The organism is Halolamina litorea, from assembly GCF_026616205.1.
Classification (GTDB): domain Archaea; phylum Halobacteriota; class Halobacteria; order Halobacteriales; family Haloferacaceae; genus Halolamina; species Halolamina litorea.
The window spans coordinates 1,378,259-1,396,211 of record NZ_JANHGR010000001.1 but is presented as its reverse complement, the minus strand read 5'-3'; the positions used below and the strand labels follow the sequence as shown (position 1 = coordinate 1,396,211).

20 protein-coding genes are annotated in these 17,953 nt (G+C 69.3%); 10 read left to right on the top strand and 10 right to left on the bottom strand.

What is annotated here, in order from left to right:
• Positions 1–6 precede the first annotated feature (6 nt).
• The 4 genes from tpiA to NO998_RS07285 form a co-directional block, all read right to left on the bottom strand.
• Positions 7–651, bottom strand: coding sequence for a triose-phosphate isomerase (gene tpiA / locus NO998_RS07300; RefSeq protein WP_267646447.1), 645 nt, complete (start codon positions 649–651; stop codon positions 7–9).
• Between the two features lie 69 nt (positions 652–720).
• Positions 721–1,251 carry a multiprotein bridging factor aMBF1 gene (locus tag NO998_RS07295; protein ID WP_267646446.1) on the bottom strand — a complete coding sequence of 177 codons (531 nt, stop codon included), beginning with the start codon at positions 1,249–1,251 and terminating at the stop codon, positions 721–723.
• 53 nt (positions 1,252–1,304) lie between these two features.
• Entirely contained in the window at positions 1,305–1,916 is a 612-nt protein-coding gene (locus NO998_RS07290; RefSeq protein ID WP_267646445.1) for a class I SAM-dependent methyltransferase, read from the bottom strand.
• 90 nt (positions 1,917–2,006) lie between these two features.
• Positions 2,007–2,363, bottom strand: coding sequence for a winged helix-turn-helix transcriptional regulator (locus NO998_RS07285; RefSeq protein WP_267646444.1), 357 nt, complete (start codon positions 2,361–2,363; stop codon positions 2,007–2,009).
• Positions 2,364–2,496: 133 nt separating this feature from the next.
• Here NO998_RS07285 and NO998_RS07280 point away from each other — a divergent pair, with 133 nt between their 5' ends.
• Positions 2,497–4,113: a GTPBP1 family GTP-binding protein gene (locus NO998_RS07280; RefSeq protein WP_267646443.1), complete on the top strand. Its 1,617-nt coding sequence runs from the start codon at positions 2,497–2,499 to the stop codon at positions 4,111–4,113.
• A gap of 39 nt (positions 4,114–4,152) precedes the next feature.
• Positions 4,153–4,551, top strand: a complete 399-nt coding sequence (locus NO998_RS07275) for a hypothetical protein (RefSeq protein ID WP_267646442.1) — start codon at positions 4,153–4,155, stop codon at positions 4,549–4,551.
• Positions 4,552–4,559: 8 nt separating this feature from the next.
• Here the strand turns inward: NO998_RS07275 and NO998_RS07270 are convergent, their stop codons facing one another.
• The 5 genes from NO998_RS07270 to NO998_RS07250 all read right to left on the bottom strand — a co-directional run bounded on the left by NO998_RS07270 (position 4,560) and on the right by NO998_RS07250 (position 9,833).
• Positions 4,560–5,096 carry a double winged helix-containing putative transcriptional regulator gene (locus NO998_RS07270; RefSeq protein ID WP_267646441.1) on the bottom strand — a complete coding sequence of 179 codons (537 nt, stop codon included), beginning with the start codon at positions 5,094–5,096 and terminating at the stop codon, positions 4,560–4,562.
• A gap of 2 nt (positions 5,097–5,098) precedes the next feature.
• On the bottom strand, positions 5,099–6,034 hold the full coding sequence (gene mch / locus NO998_RS07265; RefSeq protein ID WP_267646440.1) for a methenyltetrahydromethanopterin cyclohydrolase: 936 nt from the start codon (positions 6,032–6,034) through the stop codon (positions 5,099–5,101).
• A gap of 84 nt (positions 6,035–6,118) precedes the next feature.
• Positions 6,119–8,539, bottom strand: coding sequence for a polyphosphate kinase 1 (ppk1, locus tag NO998_RS07260; protein ID WP_267646439.1), 2,421 nt, complete (start codon positions 8,537–8,539; stop codon positions 6,119–6,121).
• Positions 8,540–8,672: 133 nt separating this feature from the next.
• Positions 8,673–9,380: a metallophosphoesterase family protein gene (locus NO998_RS07255; RefSeq protein ID WP_267646438.1), complete on the bottom strand. Its 708-nt coding sequence runs from the start codon at positions 9,378–9,380 to the stop codon at positions 8,673–8,675.
• 141 nt (positions 9,381–9,521) lie between these two features.
• The gene (locus NO998_RS07250) at positions 9,522–9,833 is read right to left on the bottom strand and encodes an MTH1187 family thiamine-binding protein (protein WP_267646437.1); all 312 of its coding nucleotides are present in this window, start codon (positions 9,831–9,833) and stop codon (positions 9,522–9,524) included.
• A 79-nt stretch (positions 9,834–9,912) separates the two neighbouring features.
• On the opposite strand from NO998_RS07250, the gene NO998_RS07245 reads away from it, so the two are divergent.
• The 5 genes from NO998_RS07245 (at position 9,913) to NO998_RS07225 (ending at position 14,252) form a co-directional block, all read left to right on the top strand.
• Positions 9,913–10,545, top strand: a complete 633-nt coding sequence (locus tag NO998_RS07245; protein ID WP_267646436.1) for a hypothetical protein — start codon at positions 9,913–9,915, stop codon at positions 10,543–10,545.
• Between the two features lie 369 nt (positions 10,546–10,914).
• On the top strand, positions 10,915–11,313 hold the full coding sequence (locus NO998_RS07240; RefSeq protein WP_267646435.1) for an ArsR/SmtB family transcription factor: 399 nt from the start codon (positions 10,915–10,917) through the stop codon (positions 11,311–11,313).
• Complete coding sequence (gene arsB / locus NO998_RS07235) at positions 11,306–12,454, top strand: ACR3 family arsenite efflux transporter (RefSeq protein WP_303648147.1); 1,149 nt, start codon at positions 11,306–11,308, stop codon at positions 12,452–12,454. Before NO998_RS07240 ends, arsB begins: the two co-directional genes overlap by 8 nt.
• Positions 12,455–12,570: 116 nt before the next feature.
• On the top strand, positions 12,571–12,966 hold the full coding sequence (locus tag NO998_RS07230) for an arsenate-mycothiol transferase ArsC (RefSeq protein ID WP_267647195.1): 396 nt from the start codon (positions 12,571–12,573) through the stop codon (positions 12,964–12,966).
• A 110-nt stretch (positions 12,967–13,076) separates the two neighbouring features.
• Positions 13,077–14,252: a pyridoxal-phosphate-dependent aminotransferase family protein gene (locus tag NO998_RS07225; protein ID WP_267646434.1), complete on the top strand. Its 1,176-nt coding sequence runs from the start codon at positions 13,077–13,079 to the stop codon at positions 14,250–14,252.
• Between the two features lie 12 nt (positions 14,253–14,264).
• Here NO998_RS07225 and serB read toward each other — a convergent pair whose 3' ends face one another.
• Positions 14,265–14,903: a phosphoserine phosphatase SerB gene (gene serB, locus NO998_RS07220; protein WP_267646433.1), complete on the bottom strand. Its 639-nt coding sequence runs from the start codon at positions 14,901–14,903 to the stop codon at positions 14,265–14,267.
• Positions 14,904–15,066: 163 nt separating this feature from the next.
• Here serB and serA point away from each other — a divergent pair, with 163 nt between their 5' ends.
• From serA to NO998_RS07205, 3 genes are all read left to right on the top strand, one after another.
• Positions 15,067–16,647, top strand: a complete 1,581-nt coding sequence (gene serA / locus NO998_RS07215) for a phosphoglycerate dehydrogenase (RefSeq protein ID WP_267646432.1) — start codon at positions 15,067–15,069, stop codon at positions 16,645–16,647.
• A gap of 169 nt (positions 16,648–16,816) precedes the next feature.
• On the top strand, positions 16,817–17,014 hold the full coding sequence (locus NO998_RS07210) for a hypothetical protein (protein WP_267646431.1): 198 nt from the start codon (positions 16,817–16,819) through the stop codon (positions 17,012–17,014).
• Positions 17,015–17,054: 40 nt separating this feature from the next.
• Positions 17,055–17,948 (top strand): TIGR01777 family oxidoreductase, encoded by an 894-nt coding sequence (locus NO998_RS07205; protein ID WP_267646430.1) that lies wholly within the window; start codon positions 17,055–17,057, stop codon positions 17,946–17,948.
• Positions 17,949–17,953 lie beyond the last annotated feature (5 nt).

Sequence of the window (17,953 nt, the reverse complement as noted above, 5' to 3'; positions counted from 1 at the left end):
CCGTTCTCAGAGCTCCGAAACCAGGTCGCGCAGCACCGTCTCGGGGTCGTCGGCGAGCGCGACGCCCGACGCGAGGAGGACGCCGTCGGCGCCGAGGTCCCGGGCCGCAGCGACGTCCTCGCCGGTGGCGATGCCGGCGCCACAGAACACCTCAACGCCGTCGTCGACCGCCGCTGCCGCTTCGACGGCGTCGGTCACGATTCCGGGGTCGGCCGTGGCGACCGACTCGTCGCCGCCGATGAGCTCCGGCGGTTCGACGGCGACGGCGTCGGGGTCGAGCGCCGTCGCGGCGGCGATCTGATCGGGGTTGTTCGCACAGACCACCGTTTCGAGGGCCGCCGCGTCGGCGGCGTCGAGGCTGGCGTCGATGTCGGCCAGCTTCTGGCGGTTCTCGGAGTGGTTCAACAGCGTCCCGACGGCGCCGGCACGTTCGACGGCGGCAGCGTGCGTGCTGCCGGTGTGGCTGCCGTGCTCGACGGGGCTGACGTGTTGGGCCCACGTCTCGACGCCGGTGGCGGCGACGGCGCCGATCCGGGCGGCCTGCGGGGCGACCGCGATCCGGGCGCCGGTCTCCTCGGCCACGTCGGCGGCGGCTTTGGCGACGCTGACGGGCTTACAGTCGTACGCTTTGAGGTTGACGAGGATGAACACGTCGGGAGGCGGGAGCCGACGGGCAAATAGATAGGCGGTTCGCCGGTGGTCCGTGGCGGTCGGGAGCGGCTACTCGCTCTTTCGCTCGACCACGTCGCCGAGCGTCTGAGTCATCGAGGAGTCGGAGTCCCAACTGGCGTCGTCGTCGCCCGACCCCTCCGAGAGGGAGATGCCGAGGCGTTTCTCGAGTTTGGCCTTCACGTCGTCGCTGGGCAGGATGTCACCCCGTTCCAGCTTCCCGATCAGGGAGGCCTTCTCGTTGAGTTCCTTGGCGAGGTCCTCGCGGCTCAGCCCATCGTGTTCGCGGGCTGCCCGGATTCGCTCGTCGTAGTCGCTCGCGATCTCGTCCATCTGGTCGAACATGTCCCGACGGCGACGACCACCGCTGCTCCCCCCGCTCCCGCCGCTACTCGACGAGGAGGAGGACGACCCGCCCGATGAGGAGGAAGCGGAGTACTTGGTCGACGCCGACGAGGTGGACTCGGTCTTGACCTCCGTGCCGAAGTCCGCACAGTCGTCACAGAGTTCGAGTTCGGCGCCCTCGACTTTCGTCGTCGTGAGCGAGGACTTCTCCGCGCCGCACATCTCACACTGGGCCATACCCGACGTAGCGCGCCGGGCAGTAAAAAGGAACCGGCAGGCAGGGTCGGCGCTCACTCCGGCACTCGACAGCGGAGGAACGGCCACTCGGCGTCGTCCATCTCGCTCCGAACCCCGTACTGCTCCACCAGTTCGAGGCCGGCGGCCTCGAGCAGCCGTTCGGTCTCCCGCAGCGGCGGGAACGACCACGCCATCCGCGCGCCGGTGTCGAGCCAGTCGTCGTTCTCGCCGGCCCAGTCGTCGCCGATGCTGAACAGGAACTCCCCGCCCGGCCGCAGCACCCGCGCCACCTCCGCGTAGCAGTCCCGGTGCTCGTCTTCGGGCAGGTGGATCACCGAGTAGAACGCGGTGACGGCGTCGAACCGCCCGTCATCGAAGGGTAGCGCGGTCATATCGCCGGCCACGAGCGCGGCGTCCGTCCGCTCCCGCGCCAGCCGTAGCTGTGCAGTCGAGAAGTCCAGCCCGACGGCCCCCTCCGTCGGGAGCGTGGCGAGCGGTCCCTCGCCCGCACCACAGCCCAGGTCCAACACCCGCGGATCAGCCGGCAGCGACTCCCGCAGTGCCACGAGGCCCTCGTTGGCCGTCGGCGACGCCGAGCGGCGCTCGTCGTAGGTCTCGGCCATCGCGTCGTAGCCGTCACGGACGGTCGCCCGTTGCTCGTCCATGGGCGGGCCGTCGGGGCCACGCCTCAAACGCCTTTCGCGGCCGTGGTAACCGGTAGCGAGGTGAAAACGGATCGAGGACGGCGGCCGCGGTCAGGCCTGACAGGTCTCTACCCACTCGTTGGCCCACGATTCGATCTCGTCGAAAACGGGGGCCAGCGACTCGCCCTTGCTCGTCAGGGAGTAGTAGGTCGCCACCGGGGCGTCCTCCTCCAGTCGGCGCTCGACGAAACCGGTCTCTCGGAGGTCGTCGAGGACGCGCGAGAGCGTCCGCGCGTTCGCCTCGGTCGATCGCTTGAGTTCGTTGAACCGCTTCTCCCCCTCGGTGAGGTCGTGGAGCACGACCAGTCGCCACTGGGAGCCGATCTGTTCGACCGCGTCGACGACCGGGCAGACCTCGGTCGTGGACCCCTCCATCGCCGCGTTCCCGTCCTCGAGTTCGGTGGACATCTGTTACCCGGTTCGCTCCCGATACCTATAACGGCTTCCCCTCCGGGACTCCGGAGCGTTCCGCAGCTGTACTGTGGCATGGTGTCCCACCACACGAAAAGGCATATATCCGCGTCGGCGCCTATCACGGGTCATGAGCGCAGACCGGGCCCCCCTGCAGCGGGCCTTGGAGCGCGGCGAGGAGGAGGGCGGGCAGATCGAGTTCAAGACGCGACTCACCCGCAACACGCACCTGCGGGAGGGCCGCATGGAGTCGCTGGCCGCCCAACTCCGGCATCGTGTTCTCTCCGGCGACGGCGAGGCCACGTACGTCGTCGGCGTCGACGACGACGGGGCGATCGCAGGCATCTCCCCCGAGGCCTTCTCGGAGTCGATGGACGTCCTCTCCCTGTTGGCCGAGGAGGCCGACGCCCACATCGAGGACGTCGAGACGTGGGGCATCTCCGCCGAGGCGGGGGCCGAGGAGGGACTCGTCGGGGTCGCCACGATCCGTGAAGGGGCGATGCTTGACCGCGAGGACGACGAACACGTCGTCGTCGGCACCGCGGGCCACGTCGACCACGGCAAGTCGACGCTCGTGGGCACGCTCGTCACCGGCGAGCGAGACGACGGGGAGGGCGGCACGCGCTCGTTCCTCGACGTACAGCCCCACGAGGTCGAGCGGGGGCTCTCGGCGGACCTCTCCTACGCGGTGTACGGTTTCGACGACCACGGCCCGGTCCGGATGGACAACCCCCACCGGAAGACCGACCGGGCGCGGGTGGTACAGGAGGCCGACCGCCTCGTCAGCTTCGTCGACACCGTCGGCCACGAGCCGTGGCTCCGGACGACGATCCGCGGCCTCGTCGGCCAGAAACTCGACTACGGGCTGCTCGTCGTGGCGGCCGACGACGGCCCGACGAAGACGACCCGCGAGCACCTCGGGATCCTGCTGGCGACCGAACTCCCCACGATGGTCGCCATCACCAAGGCCGACGCCGTGAGCGACGAGCGCGTCGACGAGGTCGAAGCGGAGGTCGAAGCGATGCTCCGGGAGGTCGGCGAAACCCCGCTTCCCGTCGAGCGCTACGGCGTCGACGCGGCCATCGAGGAGGTCGGCACGACCGTTCCGCTCCTCCGGACGAGCGCCGTCGGCGGCGAGGGCCTCGACGACCTCGACACGCTGTTCGAGGCGCTCCCCAAGCGCGAGTCCGACGCCGACGCGCCGTTCCGGATGTACGTCGATCGCTCCTACAGCGTCACCGGCGTCGGCGCGGTCGCCTCGGGAACGATCAACGCCGGCACGGTCGAGGCCGGCGACGAACTCCTGCTCGGCCCGATGGCCGACGGGGGGTTCCGGGAGGTCGAGGTCCGCTCGATCGAGATGCACTACCACCGGGTCGACAAGGCCCGCGCGGGCCGGATCGTCGGCATCGCCCTGAAGGGCGTCGCCGAGAGCGAGATCGAACGCGGGATGGCGCTGCTGCCCCGTGACGCCGATCCCGATCCGGTCCGGGAGTTCGAGGCCGAAGTAGTCGTCCTGAACCACCCGACGAAGATCGGCGACGGCTACGAACCGGTCGTCCACCTCGAAACCGTAAGCGAGGCCGCCGTGTTCTCGCCCGAGGGCGGTCGCCTGCTTCCCGGCGACAACGGCACCACTACGGTTCGGTTCAAGTTCCGCCCCTACCTCGTCGAGGAGGGCCAGCGGTTCGTCTTCCGTGAGGGTCGGAGCAAGGGCGTCGGGACCGTCAGGTCGACCGACACGTAGCCCGAACCCTTTTCGCGCCCGCGGGCGACCCTCGAACGAATGCAGGACGCCACCAAGCGGCGGCTCACGCTGTTGGCAGCCGGCGTGCTGCTGGCGGCCGTCGTCACGACACTCACGCAGGTACTCCTGGTCGACCGGAGCGTGGTCGCCGCCGAACCCTACGCGGTCGTCGTCGGCCTCGGGGTCTCGATACCGCTGTTGCTCGCCGGCGCGTACCCCCGGACGGAGGGGAGCGGGGACTCGCCGGCCCTCCTGATCGGCGCAGAAGCCGCCGCCGCCATCGTCGTCGGGACCGCTGTCGTCGCGCTGTTGGTGGCGACTGACCTCCCGGATATGCTCTCGGTGGGCGCCGGCGCGGCGGCGACGTACGTCGGCGGGACGGCGGCCCGCGCCGTGGTGGTGGGTCGTCCGACCACGGACGAGGCGTCGGCCGAGTAACGCGGCGCTCAGTTCTCCGCGGCCACGTAGCCACCCTCGACGCGGTCGGCGAGGTCCAACGCGACCAGCCAGTCGAGTACCCGCTCGGTTCGGTCGGTCCAGTGTTCGACCCACGTCCGCCGGCGCTCGCGCTCCCAGCCCGGTACGGTCGCCCGGAGGCGGTCGAACGCCTCGGCGGCGTCGATGGGTTCCGCAGCGTCGGCGAGCACGTCCAGCGCCTCGCTCGCGCCGAAGACCCGCTCGCGGAACGACGACCGGACGTTCTCGGGCGTCGGTTCGCGGTCGGTCCGCTTGAACCCGGTCTCGGTTTCGACGGCCAACTCCAGCGCGCGGAGGAACGTCAGCCACTCCCGTGCCACGTCCCGGCTGGGGTGGCCCTCGCGGCGCATCAGCCGAGCACAGCAGTCGTTCTCCGACCCGGGGACCAGCGGCACCGCCGACTGGGCGTCGGCGATTGCCTCGAAGACGGGCCGGTCGGCGGCCGACTCGTCGTCCTCGTCGGCGGCGTCGGGGGCGGGCGGTGCCGGCAGCGGTTTGAGTCGCATGCTCAGAAGCCGAAGCTCTCGGCCAGCAGCGCCTCGTTCCGTTCGCCGAAGCGGTAGGTGGGGCCGTCGACCACGTCGACGGTCGCGGCGGCGGGGCCGAACACCGACTCCGGCAGCGCCTCGAAGTCCCACTCGTGGGCCTCGAAGATCTCCTCGAAGGTCGCGTCGAACTCCGTGGCGGCGTTCGAGGTGATCGACTCGAAGGCGTCGGCGTCGTCGCGGGCGACGGTCAGGTGGACCTCGCCGCCGAACGCGAGCGCGTCGTTCGTGCGGGCCATCGCCTCGCTCTCGTCGTAGCCGACGGGCGCGACGGGTGCGCTACCCGAGACCGAGAGCACGTCGGTCGGGTCGTAGCCGGCCTCGAACAGCTGCCAGACGGCCGACTCGGGCGCTCGGGCGCCGGCGGCGACGCTGCCCGCGATGGAGCCAAGCGCGAACGTCGGCAGGAACACGCCGCTCTCCTCGATACCCGCGAGGTCGGCGACGTGGCTCGCGATCTCGTCGTCGGGGAGGTCGATGCTCTCGACGGCCAGCACGGTCAGGTCGAACTCGTCGAAGTAGCCGACCGACTGGAACTCGGTCTCCTGGCCGACCAGCGCGCGTGCCGGCCCCGAGCCCAGCCCGTCGTACGTGTCGAACTCGAGCTCCCAGCCCGCTTTCTGGGAGCACAGCAGGGCGATCCCGGGGTGGTCAGTCGACAGTTCGACGTGGGGGACGGGCGCGCCGTCGACCCGGCCGGTCCGGGTGGTGATCGTCGCCAAGCCGGCGGTCTGGATCTCGGCGAGCAGGACGCCCGCCTCGACGCCGCCGTCGGTCTCGACGCCGAAGTCGAGTACGGTCGCGCCGGAGTCGAGTTCGTAGGGCGTGACGTTGAGTTCGTCGGCGAAGTCGAGGGCCTCGTCGACCAGCTCGACCGCCATCCGGTTGATGCTCTCCATATCCTTACTCCCGCGTCACTCCCTAAAGGGGTTTTCAGTCAGCTACCGCCGCGAGCCGCCGTTGGATGGCCGATCGGCTCCCGGTCAGTCGCTGTACTCCCGTCGGAGGCGATCGAGTGCCCCCGCTTCGGTCTTGAAGTAGCGGCGTCCACCGTCGGCCGTACGGACGGCCCAGCCGTACTCGTCGCTGTCGGGGCGGTACCACCGATCCGGATACGTCTCGAATGCGATTCGGTCATCGACCTCGGTCGCGTCGGCATCTACTGGAGCATCGACCGCCGGCTCCGTGTAATCGCCCGCGCCGGCCGCCGATGGTGAGTCCACAGTAGTCGTTGATGCGGGCTCGCTCTCGGTCAGTCCCTCCATCGGCTCGATCAGTAGTTCCTCGTCGACCACAGTGTCGTCGACGACCATTCCCGGCCCGTAGCCCTCCTCGACGGCCGCCGTCGTCGCGTCCATGAGGAGCTGCTGTACGTCGATCACCGGCTCGTCGGCATCGGCGTCGACCCGCTCGTACTCGCCGCCGCTGTCCATCAGCCACCGGCGCCGGTTGTCGTGGAACGTCCCTTCGAGGACGAACCGGAGCTGTTCGCGCAGCGCCGGGTCCTCGACGGGCGTGATCGCCTCGACGCGGTAGTCGAGGTTCCGGGTCATCCAGTCGGCCGACCCGAGGTACCACTCGGGGTCGCCGGCGTTCTCGAAGTAGAAGACCCGCGCGTGTTCGAGGAAGCGCCCGACGACGGAGTGGATGGTCACGTTCTCGCTCAGCCCCTCGATCCCGGGGCGGAGCCGGCAGATGTCCCGCACGATCAGGTCGATCTCGACGCCGGCCATCGACGCCCGGTAGAGCTCCTCGACCATTCCCGGGTCCTCCAGCCCGTTGACCTTCACGACGATCCGGGCCCGGCGGCCCTCCCGGGCGTGCTCGGCCTCGCGGCGCACCATCTCGACGAACCGGTCGCGCATCGTCACCGGCGCGATCAGCAGCTTCCGGAACCGTTCGTCCAGCGACGGCCCCGTGAAGAAGTTGAACAGTCGGGTGAGGTCCTGCCCGATGTCGCGGTCGGCCGTCAACAGCCCGAGGTCGCTGTAGCCCTGTGCGGTGCCCGAGTGGTAGTTCCCCGTCCCGACGTGGGAGTAGAGTTTGACGCCGTCCTCCTCCCGGCGCACCACGAGTGCGGTCTTCGTGTGGGTCTTGAGCCCGACGGTGCCGTAGGCGACGTGGATCCCCTCCTCCTCCAGCCGCCGGACCCACTCGAGGTTGTTCTTCTCGTCGAAGCGGGCCTTGAGTTCGACCATCACCGCGACCTGCTTGCCGTTGTCGGCGGCGTCGATGAGGCTCTGGATCACCTTCGAGTCGCTGGCGGTGCGGTAGATCGCCGCTTTCACCGCCAGTACGTTCGGGTCGTTCGCGGCCGTGTCGAGGAACTGCTGGACGGTCCCTTCGAAGGAGTGGTAGGGGTGGTGGGCGAGGATGTCCCCCTCGCGGATCTCCTCGAAGATGCTCCGCTCGTCGTTCAGGTCGTCGACGGGGCGCAGCCGCGGGTGGAGCTTCGGCGACCAGTCGGGGAGTTTGAGGTCGGGGCGAGGGAGCTCGACGAGTTCGAAGAAGTCCTCGAAGTCGATCGGCCCCTCGCGCTCGAACACCTCCCGTTCGGTCACGTCGAGGTTCCGCTTCAGGATCGAGCGCGAGCGCTCGGCCATCCCCGATTCGATCTCCAGGCGCACCGCCGTCGCGAAGCGCCGCTGCTCGATCACCTCCTCGATCATGTCGATGAGGTCCTCCGCGACCTCCTCGTTGCGCCGCACCTCGGCGTTGCGCGTGACCTTGAACTTCGACACGTCGACGATCTCGAGGTTCGGAAGCAACAGCCCGAGGTTCGCCTCGATCAGGTCCTCGAGGAGGACGAAGCCGCAGTCCCGGCCTGGGACCTCGACGAGCCGCGGTTGGTTCTTGGGGATCTTGATCCGGGTGAACGTCAGGTCCCGGTCGGCGCCGCGTGAGAGCACCCCCAGCGAGAGCGAGCGGTTCGAGATGAACGGGAACGGGTGAGCCGGGTCGAACGACAGCGGCGTCAGCGTCGGCAGCACCGTCTCCTCGAAGTACGTCCGCAGGGACTGGACCTCGTCGTCGTCGAGCGCATCCATCTCGAGGACTTCGACGCCCGCCGCCGCGAGTTCGGGTTTGAGCGTCGACTGCCAGTAGTCGGTCTGTTCGCCCAGCAGCGGGCGGGCCGCCTCCAGCACTTCCGTCCACTGCTCCTCGGGCGTGCGCCCGTCGGGGGTCGTCTCGGTCACGCCGGCGTCGATCTGCTGTTTGAGCCCCCCCACGCGCTTCATGAAGAACTCGTCGGTGTTCTTGGTGACGTAGGCGAGGAAGCGGAGCCGTTCGAGCGGCGGGTTCCGCTCGTCGGTCCCCTCGGCGAGCACCCGCTGCTGGAAGGCGAGTTCCGAGAACTCCCTGTTGAGGTAGTACTCGGGGGCCTGCAGGTCCGGCTCAGACACGGCGACTCACCACCGGGGTCGACGGCGCGGTCGGCAACGGTCGGCGCTGTGCCGACCGCGGTGCGGTGCTATCGGCGTCGCTATGGGGATGGGGGGTGGGCATGTGGGATCGGGTCGCGGCGGCGGTGCGGTCTCAGGTCGGGCTGACCGACTGCCAGCCCGGCTCGACGAACTTCGAGTCGCGGCGGTCCTCGTGGGTCACCATCGACTCGACGGTCACCAGTCGGTCGCGGCGGTAGTCGTAGGCGGTGAGCGTCCCGCCGTAGACACAGCCGGTGTCCAGCGCGACGGCGTGCTCGCCGACGAACGGTTCGTCGTGGACGGTGTGGCCGAAGAAGACCCGCTGTGGACCCTCGTAGGCCTCGTACCAGAACGGGCCGTCGTAGCCGTCGCCGTCCGGGGCGCGCATGTTGAGCAGTTCCTCGATCGAGTGGTCCGTCAGCGGCCGCGCCGGGTTGACGCCGCCGTGGACCACCATCGCGTCGTCGAAGGAGATGACGACCGGGAGCGACTCGAAGAACGCCCGGTCGCCCTCGCGGAGCCAGTCGGGCTCCTTGTCGCCGCGGATCACCTTCTGTTCGTTGTTGCCGCGGACGCTCAGTAGCTGGTCGTGCTGGCGGACCAAGTCGATGACGTGCGGGCTGTAAGGACCCTTCCGGACGAGGTCGCCGACGAACAGGACGAGGTCGTCCGGCCCGAGAGCGAGCTTCTCGAGCAGGTGTTCCAGTTCGACGTGGCTCCCGTGCACGTCGCCGACGACGTAGATGTCGTCGTACTCGTCGACGTTCAGTCGAAGGTGGTGGGGCTCGACGCTGTCGTTGAACCGCGGTGGCGTGGACATTGTGGTAGGAGGGAACGGTCCTCTCGATCGGGAGGGGTTCCGGCGCTCGAATCCGGATACCCACTCGCTGGGTTAATTCGTTGCTAATAGCTCACTGTACGGGTATATATCTTCCACGAGCGCTCGGTGCCGATCCGGGGCTCAACGCTCCTTGCGCGCGTCCTGCCCCAACTCCCGCTCCACGGACTCGACCTTCGACGCCGCCGGCTCGTCGCTGGTCCGCTTGTCGTCGATCTTCAGGAACGTGCTCACTCGGTCACCGTCGACGGCCTCGTGGGCGGCCTGTGCGGCGGCGAACAGTTCGCCGATATCGTCGGCCTCGATGGTGGTCCCCATCGGGGTGGTCTCGTAGCTCACGTCGAACGCGTCGAGCGCGGCGACGGCTTTCGCCACCTCGCCCGACATCGACCCGTCAGTAGCCGGTGCGACCGAGAGGAACGCGACGACAGTCATGGCCTCCTGTTGGCGCTACGGAACCTTCGCTCTACCGACGACCGAAACGCTGAGGCCGGTCGTCGCCGACGGCCCGACCGTGACCGACCGAGCCGACCCTCCCGACGGCGCGGTGGCCGTCGTTCGGCGCTACCGCCGGATCGAGCGACTGGTCAGCGGCGCCACGGCGGTCTCCGTGGGGCTCCTCGGCGCGGCGGCGTACCTCGCGCTCCCGCTGCTGTGGGCGCTGGTGGCCTTTCTTGCGCTGCTCGCGCTCGCCCGAGTCCCGGTGTTCAGAACAGGGGGGCGTGCCCGACTCCGAACCGACACCGATCCCGAAGCGGTCCGTGCGGACTTCGCCGGGGCGACGCCGCCGCCGTTGGCGCTTCAGTGGGGAATCGCCGACGACATCCGGTCGGTCGGGAGCAGCGCCGTCTACGAGATCAGCTACCTGTTCGGACTGCGGAGCGTCGAGATGCGCGTCGACACCGACGCCGACGCCGCCGACCGCGTAGAGATCACCGGTACCGTCGACGGCCGCTCGTGGGGGACCTACACGGCCCGGATCGAGCCGACCGGAACGGGGACGGAGGTCGTCCTCGACGTACGTTCGGACCGGAAGTTCGGCCTGCGGCGGCTCCCCCAGCGGTTCGTCGCGCGGCGGTTCCGCGACGCGGCGCTTCGGGCACAGGGCTACGAAGTCCTCGAACGGGCGGACTCGCTCTCGCGGTAGCGACTTCAGCACACCGAGGCCCGTCGCGTGCCGTTTCACGCGCCCGTTCTCGCAGCACTTCTCGACGTATGCGTCGCGGTCCCGCTCGTAGTCGTGGGCCATGCCGGCGACCCAGCCGACCACGGCGTAAGCGTTCCTTCGGTGTGACAGTACCCGCCCGGGAGTGGATCGTGCGCACCGACAGTTGTCGATCCACAGTCGCTCGCGTTCGAGCACAACCGCGCCGAGGACTGACCCATCTGCAGTTTCACGGCTGCGCAACTATCGAGGTCAGACCCCGAACTGACGAAGGCTACATAGTGCTATTGCGCCCATATACCCCCGATCGACTCGAAACAGTTACTTGCGTGTTTACTCAATCGTTTTCTGATGGCACAAGCCACCGACCGCTTGGAACGCTACCTCGACGACGAACTCGGGGACTGTCGGCCCGAGGACGTCGACGACCGGCTCGCGGAGTTACGCGACCTCGAAACCGACAGCGGCGGGAGCGCCGTCGAGCGCGAACTGGACGTGCTCGGGGCGCTCGCCAACGACACGCGCTACACGCTCGCCCGGGTCCTCGTCGCCGCGGGCGAGGAACTGTGCGTCTGTGAACTCGGCGCCGTCGTCGACGTCACCGACAGCGGGCTGAGCCGAGCGCTGTCGACGCTGGCCGACGCCGGACTCGTAGAGGGGCGCAAGGACGGCCGCTGGAAACACTACCGCGCGACCAACCGTGCGGTCGCGCTGGTCACCGTCCTCGACGGGAGCGTCGCCGATGTCTGAGGCCCACGCCCACGGCCCGGACTGCGACTGTGAGGTCTGTGGCGACCCGCGGTCGATGGACGTCCTCGATAAGTACCTCACCGTCTGGATCCTCGGCGCGATGGCGCTGGGGGTCGGGCTGGGGTACTTCGCGCCCTCGGTCCCCGGGACCGTCGAGGAACTCCGACTGGTCGAGATCGGGCTGATCCTGATGATGTACCCGCCGCTGGCGAAGGCCGACTACTCCCGGCTGGGGACGGTGTTCCGGAACTGGCAGGTGCTCGGGCTCAGCCTCGTCCAGAACTGGCTCATCGGCCCGACGCTGATGTTCGGGCTTGCAGTCGTGTTCTTCGGCGGCGTCGTCCCCGGCCTCCCCGCGCGCCCGGACTTCTTCCTCGGGTTGGTGTTCATCGGGATGGCCCGCTGCATCGCGATGGTGCTGGTCTGGAACGAACTCGCGGAGGGGTCGACGGAGTACGTCACCGGTCTCGTCGCGTTCAACAGCCTGTTCCAGATCGCCACCTACGGCGTCTACGTCTGGCTGTTCGCGCTCTACCTTCCCGGCCTACTCGGGCTGGAGACGCTCGCCGCGGGCATCACGGCCTTCGACGTGACGCCGATGCAGGTGTTCGAGGCCATCGTCGTCTTCCTCGGGATCCCCTTCGCGGCGGGCTTCCTCACGCGCTACCTCGGGACCCGACTCAAGAGCGAGGCGTGGTACGAGGACTCCTTCGTCCCGAAGATCGATCCGCTGACGCTGGTCGCGCTGCTGTTCACCGTGATCGTGATGTTCGCAACGCAGGGCGAGAGCATCGTCGCCGCGCCGGGCGACGTGCTGTTGCTCGCGGTGCCGCTCACGGTCTACTTCCTCGCGATGTTCGCCGTCAGCTTCGGGATGGGGCGCGGCATCGGCGCCGACTACTCGACGACGACCGCGATCGGCTTCACCGCGGCCTCCAACAACTTCGAACTCGCCATCGCCGTCGCTGTCGCCGTCTTCGGCGTCGCCTCCGACGTGGCCTTCGCCACCGTCGTCGGCCCGCTGATCGAAGTTCCCGTCCTGCTCGCACTGGTCCACGCCGCGCTGTACCTCCAGCGGAAGCTCGACTGGACCGGCGCCGACGGCGAGCCGTCGACGACGACCGCACCGACCGACGACTGACTGCCACCGACCGATCTCACAGATCCACCATGTCCGAACCCACCGACACCACGGCCGACGAACCGACAGCGACCGAATCGAGCGCCACCGCCGACGAACCCACCTGTACCGCCTTCATGTGCGTCCAGAACGCCGGGCGCTCCCAGATGGCGACCGCCTTCGCCGAACGCGAACGCGAGCGCCGCGGCCTCGAGGGCGAGGTCGAGATCCTCACCGGCGGTACCCTCCCCGCGGACCACGTCCACGAGGAAGTGATCGAGGCGATGGCCGAACTCGACATCGACCTCTCGGACCGGACGCCGCGGGAGATCACCATCGGGGAACTGCAGTCGTGTGACTACGTGGCGACGATGGGCTGTTCGACCCTCGACGTGGGCGAGGTCGGCGAGAGCGTCGAGGTGCGCGACTGGGCGCTCGACGACCCCGACGGCGCCGACCCCGAGCGAGTGCGCGAGATCCGCGAGACCGTTCAGGCCCGCGTCGTCGCCCTCTTCGACGAGATCGAGGCGTAGGCCCCGGCTCAGCGAGGTCGGCTCTCGCCGCCGGCCAGCGCGGCCGTCCGTGGGCCACAGTCCCGCACGGGCAGCGGGCTTAACACCCCCGAGCAAAACTACCGAAACACATGGACGAGGAGTTTCTGTTACTCAACCCCGGCCCGGTACCGATGAGCGCCGCCGCCCGTGAGGCGATGAGCGAGCCGATGGTCTCACACCGCTCTGCAGCGTTCGAACGGGTGTACGAGCGTGCACAGGACGGACTGACCTACGTGTTCGAGCGATCGACGCCGAACGAGGCCGCGACCGCCCGGGACGGCGAGGCGCTGATCCTCAACGGCACGGCGACGATGGGGATGGAGGCCGCCGTGGCGAACCTCGTCGAGGAGGACGACGAACTCGTCGCGGTCGTCAACGGGAAGTTCGGCCGCCGGTTCAAGCGGATCGCCGAGCGCCACTGTGAGGTCACGCCTGTCGAGTTCGGCTGGGGCGACCCCATCGACACCGAGGCGGTTTCCGAGGCCGTCACCGACGACACCGCCGTCGTCACCGTCGTCCACAACGAGACGAGCACGGGCCTCCTGAACCCCGTCGAGCGGATCGGCGAGATCGCGGAGGCCCACGACGCCCGCTTCGTCGTCGACGGCGTCACCTCGATCGGCGGCGACGAGTTCCGCGTCGACGACTGGAACGTCGACATCGCCGTCACCGACGGCCAGAAGGCGCTCGCGGCGCCGCCGGGGGTCTCCGCGCTCTACGTCGCCGACGGCGTCGACGCCCACATCGACGGCGAGGGCGCGCCGTTCTATGAGGACCTGGACTGGCACAGCCGGAAGGCGAGCCAACACCAGACTCCCTTCACCAGCGCCGTCCCGCTGTTCCGCGGCCTCGCGGTCGCCGTCGAGGACATCGAGTCGGAAGGGATGGGCAACCGCATCACCCGCCACCGCCGGCAGTCGGCGGCGTTCCGCGAGGCGATGTGGGCGATGGGGTTGGAGTCCTTCCCGGAACTGAACGAGGAGAGCGACTACTCGAACACGCTGACGGCGATCGAACTGCCCGAGGGCGCCCGCGGGGACGACAGCACGGCGTTCTTCGACGCCGTCTCCGAGCGCGGCGTCTCCATCTCCGGGGGGCAGGCCCACCTCGGCGGCGACATCTTCCGCGTGAGCAACATGGGGAACCTCTCGCCCGAGCAACTGCTCCGCGGGGTCCGGACCATCGGCGAAGCGTTCGAAGAAGTCGGCGTCGACGTCGACGCCGAGGCGGCCGTCGAGACCGTCCAACACGAACTCGACGTGTAGCGACGCGCGGGGCTACTCCAACAGTCCCGTCCGCTCGAACAGTCCGCCGAGCGCGTCCATCGACGTGACGACGTCGTCGCAGTGCGGTTCGACGGGGTCCTTGGGTTCGAAGCCGACCGCGTGGCCCGCGGCTTTCAGCATCGGCAGGTCGTTCGCGCCGTCGCCGACCGCCACGGTGTCGGCCGGGTCGACGCCGTACGTCCCACAGAGGTCGGTCAACGCGTCGTCCTTGGTCCCCTCGATCAGCGGGCCGGTTACGTCGCCCGTGAGTGCTCCATCGGCGGTCGGGAGTTCGTTGGCGACGATCCGGTCCACGTCGGCGCCGTCACGGGTGAGCGCCGCCTCGACGCCCGGCGTGAACCCGCCGGTCAGGATCGCGGTCGTGTGGCCGGCGTCGTTCAGCCGTTCGATCACGGCCGCGGCACCGGGTCGAAGGGTGGTCTCCTCGTAGGCCGCGGCGGCCTCGTGTTCGGGGAGCCCCTCGAGCATGGCGGCGCGCTCGCGGAGGCTCTCGGCGTAGGAGAGTTCCCCCCGCATCGCGCGGGCGGTGATGTCGCCGATGGCCTCGGCGACGCCGAAGCGATCACCCAGGCCGACCAGCATCTCCGCGTCCGAGAGCGTCCCATCGAAGTCGAAGGCGACGAGCGTCATACGCCCCCTGCGGGCCCCCCGCTTATTCCGCTTGTGGAACAGCACATAGCTGGATAGGTATTCACACTTCCACGAAGATATATCCACGAGTATGGTCAAAAACCGTGTTGTTCCGTGCCACGCGTGAGAAAGCGTTATGTCCCGACGGGGGCTCCACCCGACCGTGCGAGTACTCATTACGGACCCGATCGCCGACGCCGGCATCGAGCGGCTCCGCGGTGCCGGCCACGACGTCGCCACCGCCTACGACGCCGAGGGAGAGGACCTCCTCGACGCCGTCTCCACCGCCGACGCCCTGATCGTCCGCTCGGGAACCGACGTGAACGAGGCCGTGTTCGACGCCGCGCCGGACCTCCAGATCGTCGGCCGCGCGGGTATCGGCGTCGACAACATCGACATCGACGCGGCGACCGAACACGGCGTCGTCGTCGCCAACGCGCCGGAGGGGAACGTCCGCGCGGCGGCCGAACACACCGTCGGGATGGCGTTCGCGGCCGCGCGCTCGATCCCGCAGGCCCACGGGCGCATGGTCGACGGCGCGTGGGCGAAGGGGGAGTTCCTCGGCACCGAACTCAACGGCAAGACGCTCGGCATCGTCGGCCTCGGCCGCGTCGGACAGGAGGCCGCCAAGCGACTCGGCGCGCTGGGGATGGAGCTCGTCGCCTACGATCCCTACATCAGCGAGGACCGCGCCGACCAGATCGGCGCCGAACTGGTCGAACTCGAGGCGTGTATCGAGCGCGCGGAGTTCCTCACCGTCCACGTCCCGCTGACCGACGAGACGGAGGGGCTGATCTCCGAGGCCGAACTGGCCCAGATGGAGGACGGCTACGTCATCAACGTCGCCCGCGGCGGCGTCGTCGACGAGGCGGCGCTGGCGGAGGCGGTCGACGACGGCGTGGTCGCCGGCGCCGCCCTCGACGTGTTCGCCAAGGAGCCGCTGCCCGCGGACTCGCCGCTGCGCGAGGCCGAGGAGATCGTCCTTACGCCCCACCTCGGGGCCTCGACGGCCGAGGCACAGGAACACGTCGCCGTCGCCACGGCCGAACAGGTGCTCGCGGCGTTCGCGGGTGAGCCGGTGATGAACGCGCTCAACGCGCCGTCGGTCGACGAGAGCGCGTTCCCGCGCATCGAGCCCTACATCGGCCTCGCCGAAACCGCGGGCCGCGTCGCCGCGGAGCTGTTCGACGGCCGCATCGAGGAGATCGGCGTGAGCTACGCCGGCGAGATCGCCGAGGAGGACGTGGAACTGATCACCGCGAGCGCCCAGCAGGGCGCGTTCGCGCCGCTCGAGTGGCAGGTCAACGCCGTCAACGCCCCACGGGTCGCCGAGGAGCGCGGCGTCGACGTGACCGAGAGCAAGACGCGAAGCTCCGACGACTTCCGGAGCCTCCTCACCGTCACCGTCGGCGACGGCGACGACGAACTCTCTGTGTCGGGCACGCTGTTCACCGGCGAGGAGCCCCGACTGGTCTCCATCGACGGCTACCGCGTCGACGCGCTACCCCACGGCCACATGCTCGTCGCCCGTAACGAGGACGCGCCGGGCGTGATCGGGCTGATCGGCACCGTGCTCGGCGAACACGGCGTCAACATCGCGGGGATGTACAACGCTCGTGAGACCATCGGCGGCGAGGCGCTGACGGTGTACAGCCTCGACGACGACATGCCCGACGCTGCGGTCACGGAGTTGGAGGCCGACGACCGGATCATGGAGATCCGGGAGATTCACCTCTCGGACTGACCACGACCCGCCCCTTTCGTCGCTCCTGTTCGCCCTCCCGCCGATCGACCTTCGGTAGCCAGCGTGAACAGCTATTCTCGCCCGGTACCAACTCCCTCCTGTGTTCGTCGTCGCGCCGATACACGGGACATGGGACGGGTGTGTCCGCCGCGACGGACCGGAGAGACCCATGATCACGACACACGAGGCCCGGTTCTGGACCTGGCGACGCGGCGTGCTGCTCGGCGTTCTCCTGCTCGCGGTCGGTGCTCTGCTCACCCCGATCCAGTGGTACGTCGCCTACGTCGGCCTCGAACGCGAGACCCGGCGCCGACGGGAGCGCCGACAGCAGGGGCGGCACCTCGTCGACGTCGGGGTCCCGTGTTGACGGTCGGGTGGCGGGCCGTACACGAACCGACACCGAGACCATGAACATCCTCATCAGCGGCTCCACGGGCCTGATCGGCCGTGCGCTCGTCCCCCATCTCGAAGGGGCCGGCCACGAAGTGACACGGCTCGTCCGCCCCGGAACCGGCGGCGTCGACGGCATCGAGTGGGACCCGGCCGTCGGGACGATCGACCGCGAGCGCCTCGAGGGGTTCGACGCCGTCGTCCACCTCGCCGGGGAGCCCATCGACCAGCGGTGGACCACAGGAACGAAACGACGGATCGAGCAGAGTCGCGTGCAGGGGACTCGGCTGGTGGCGAGCGCGCTCGCCGACCTCGACGACCCGCCGGCGGTCCTCGTCTCGGGGTCGGCCGTGGGCTACTACGGGGACCGGGGCGACCGCTGGCTGACGGAGGACGCGTCACCGGGTGACCTGTTCATCTCGACGGTCTGTGAGCGCTGGGAGGCCGCCGCCCAACCGGCCGCCGAGGCCGGCATTCGCGTCGTCAACACCCGGATGGGTATCGTCCTCAGCACCGAGGGCGGCGCGCTGCCACGGATGCTCCCCCCGTTCAGGCTCGGCCTCGGCGGCCACCTCGGCTCCGGGGAGCAGTACATGTCGTGGGTGACGCGGGCCGACGCCGTCCGGATCATCGCGCACCTCCTCGAGAGCTCGTCGGTACGCGGCCCGGTGAACGTCTGTACGCCCACACCGGTGACCAACAGGACCTTCACCGACACGCTGGGCAGCGTTCTGGGTCGGCCGACGGTGATGTGGGTGCCGGGGGTCGCCGTCCGACTGCTGTTCGGGCAGATGGGTGCGGAACTCCTGCTCGCCAGCGACCGGGTTCGCCCGGCGAAACTGGCCGCGAACGGCTTCACGTGGGAGTACCCGGAACTGGAACCGGCGCTCGAACACGTCTTCGCGGACTGAGCGAC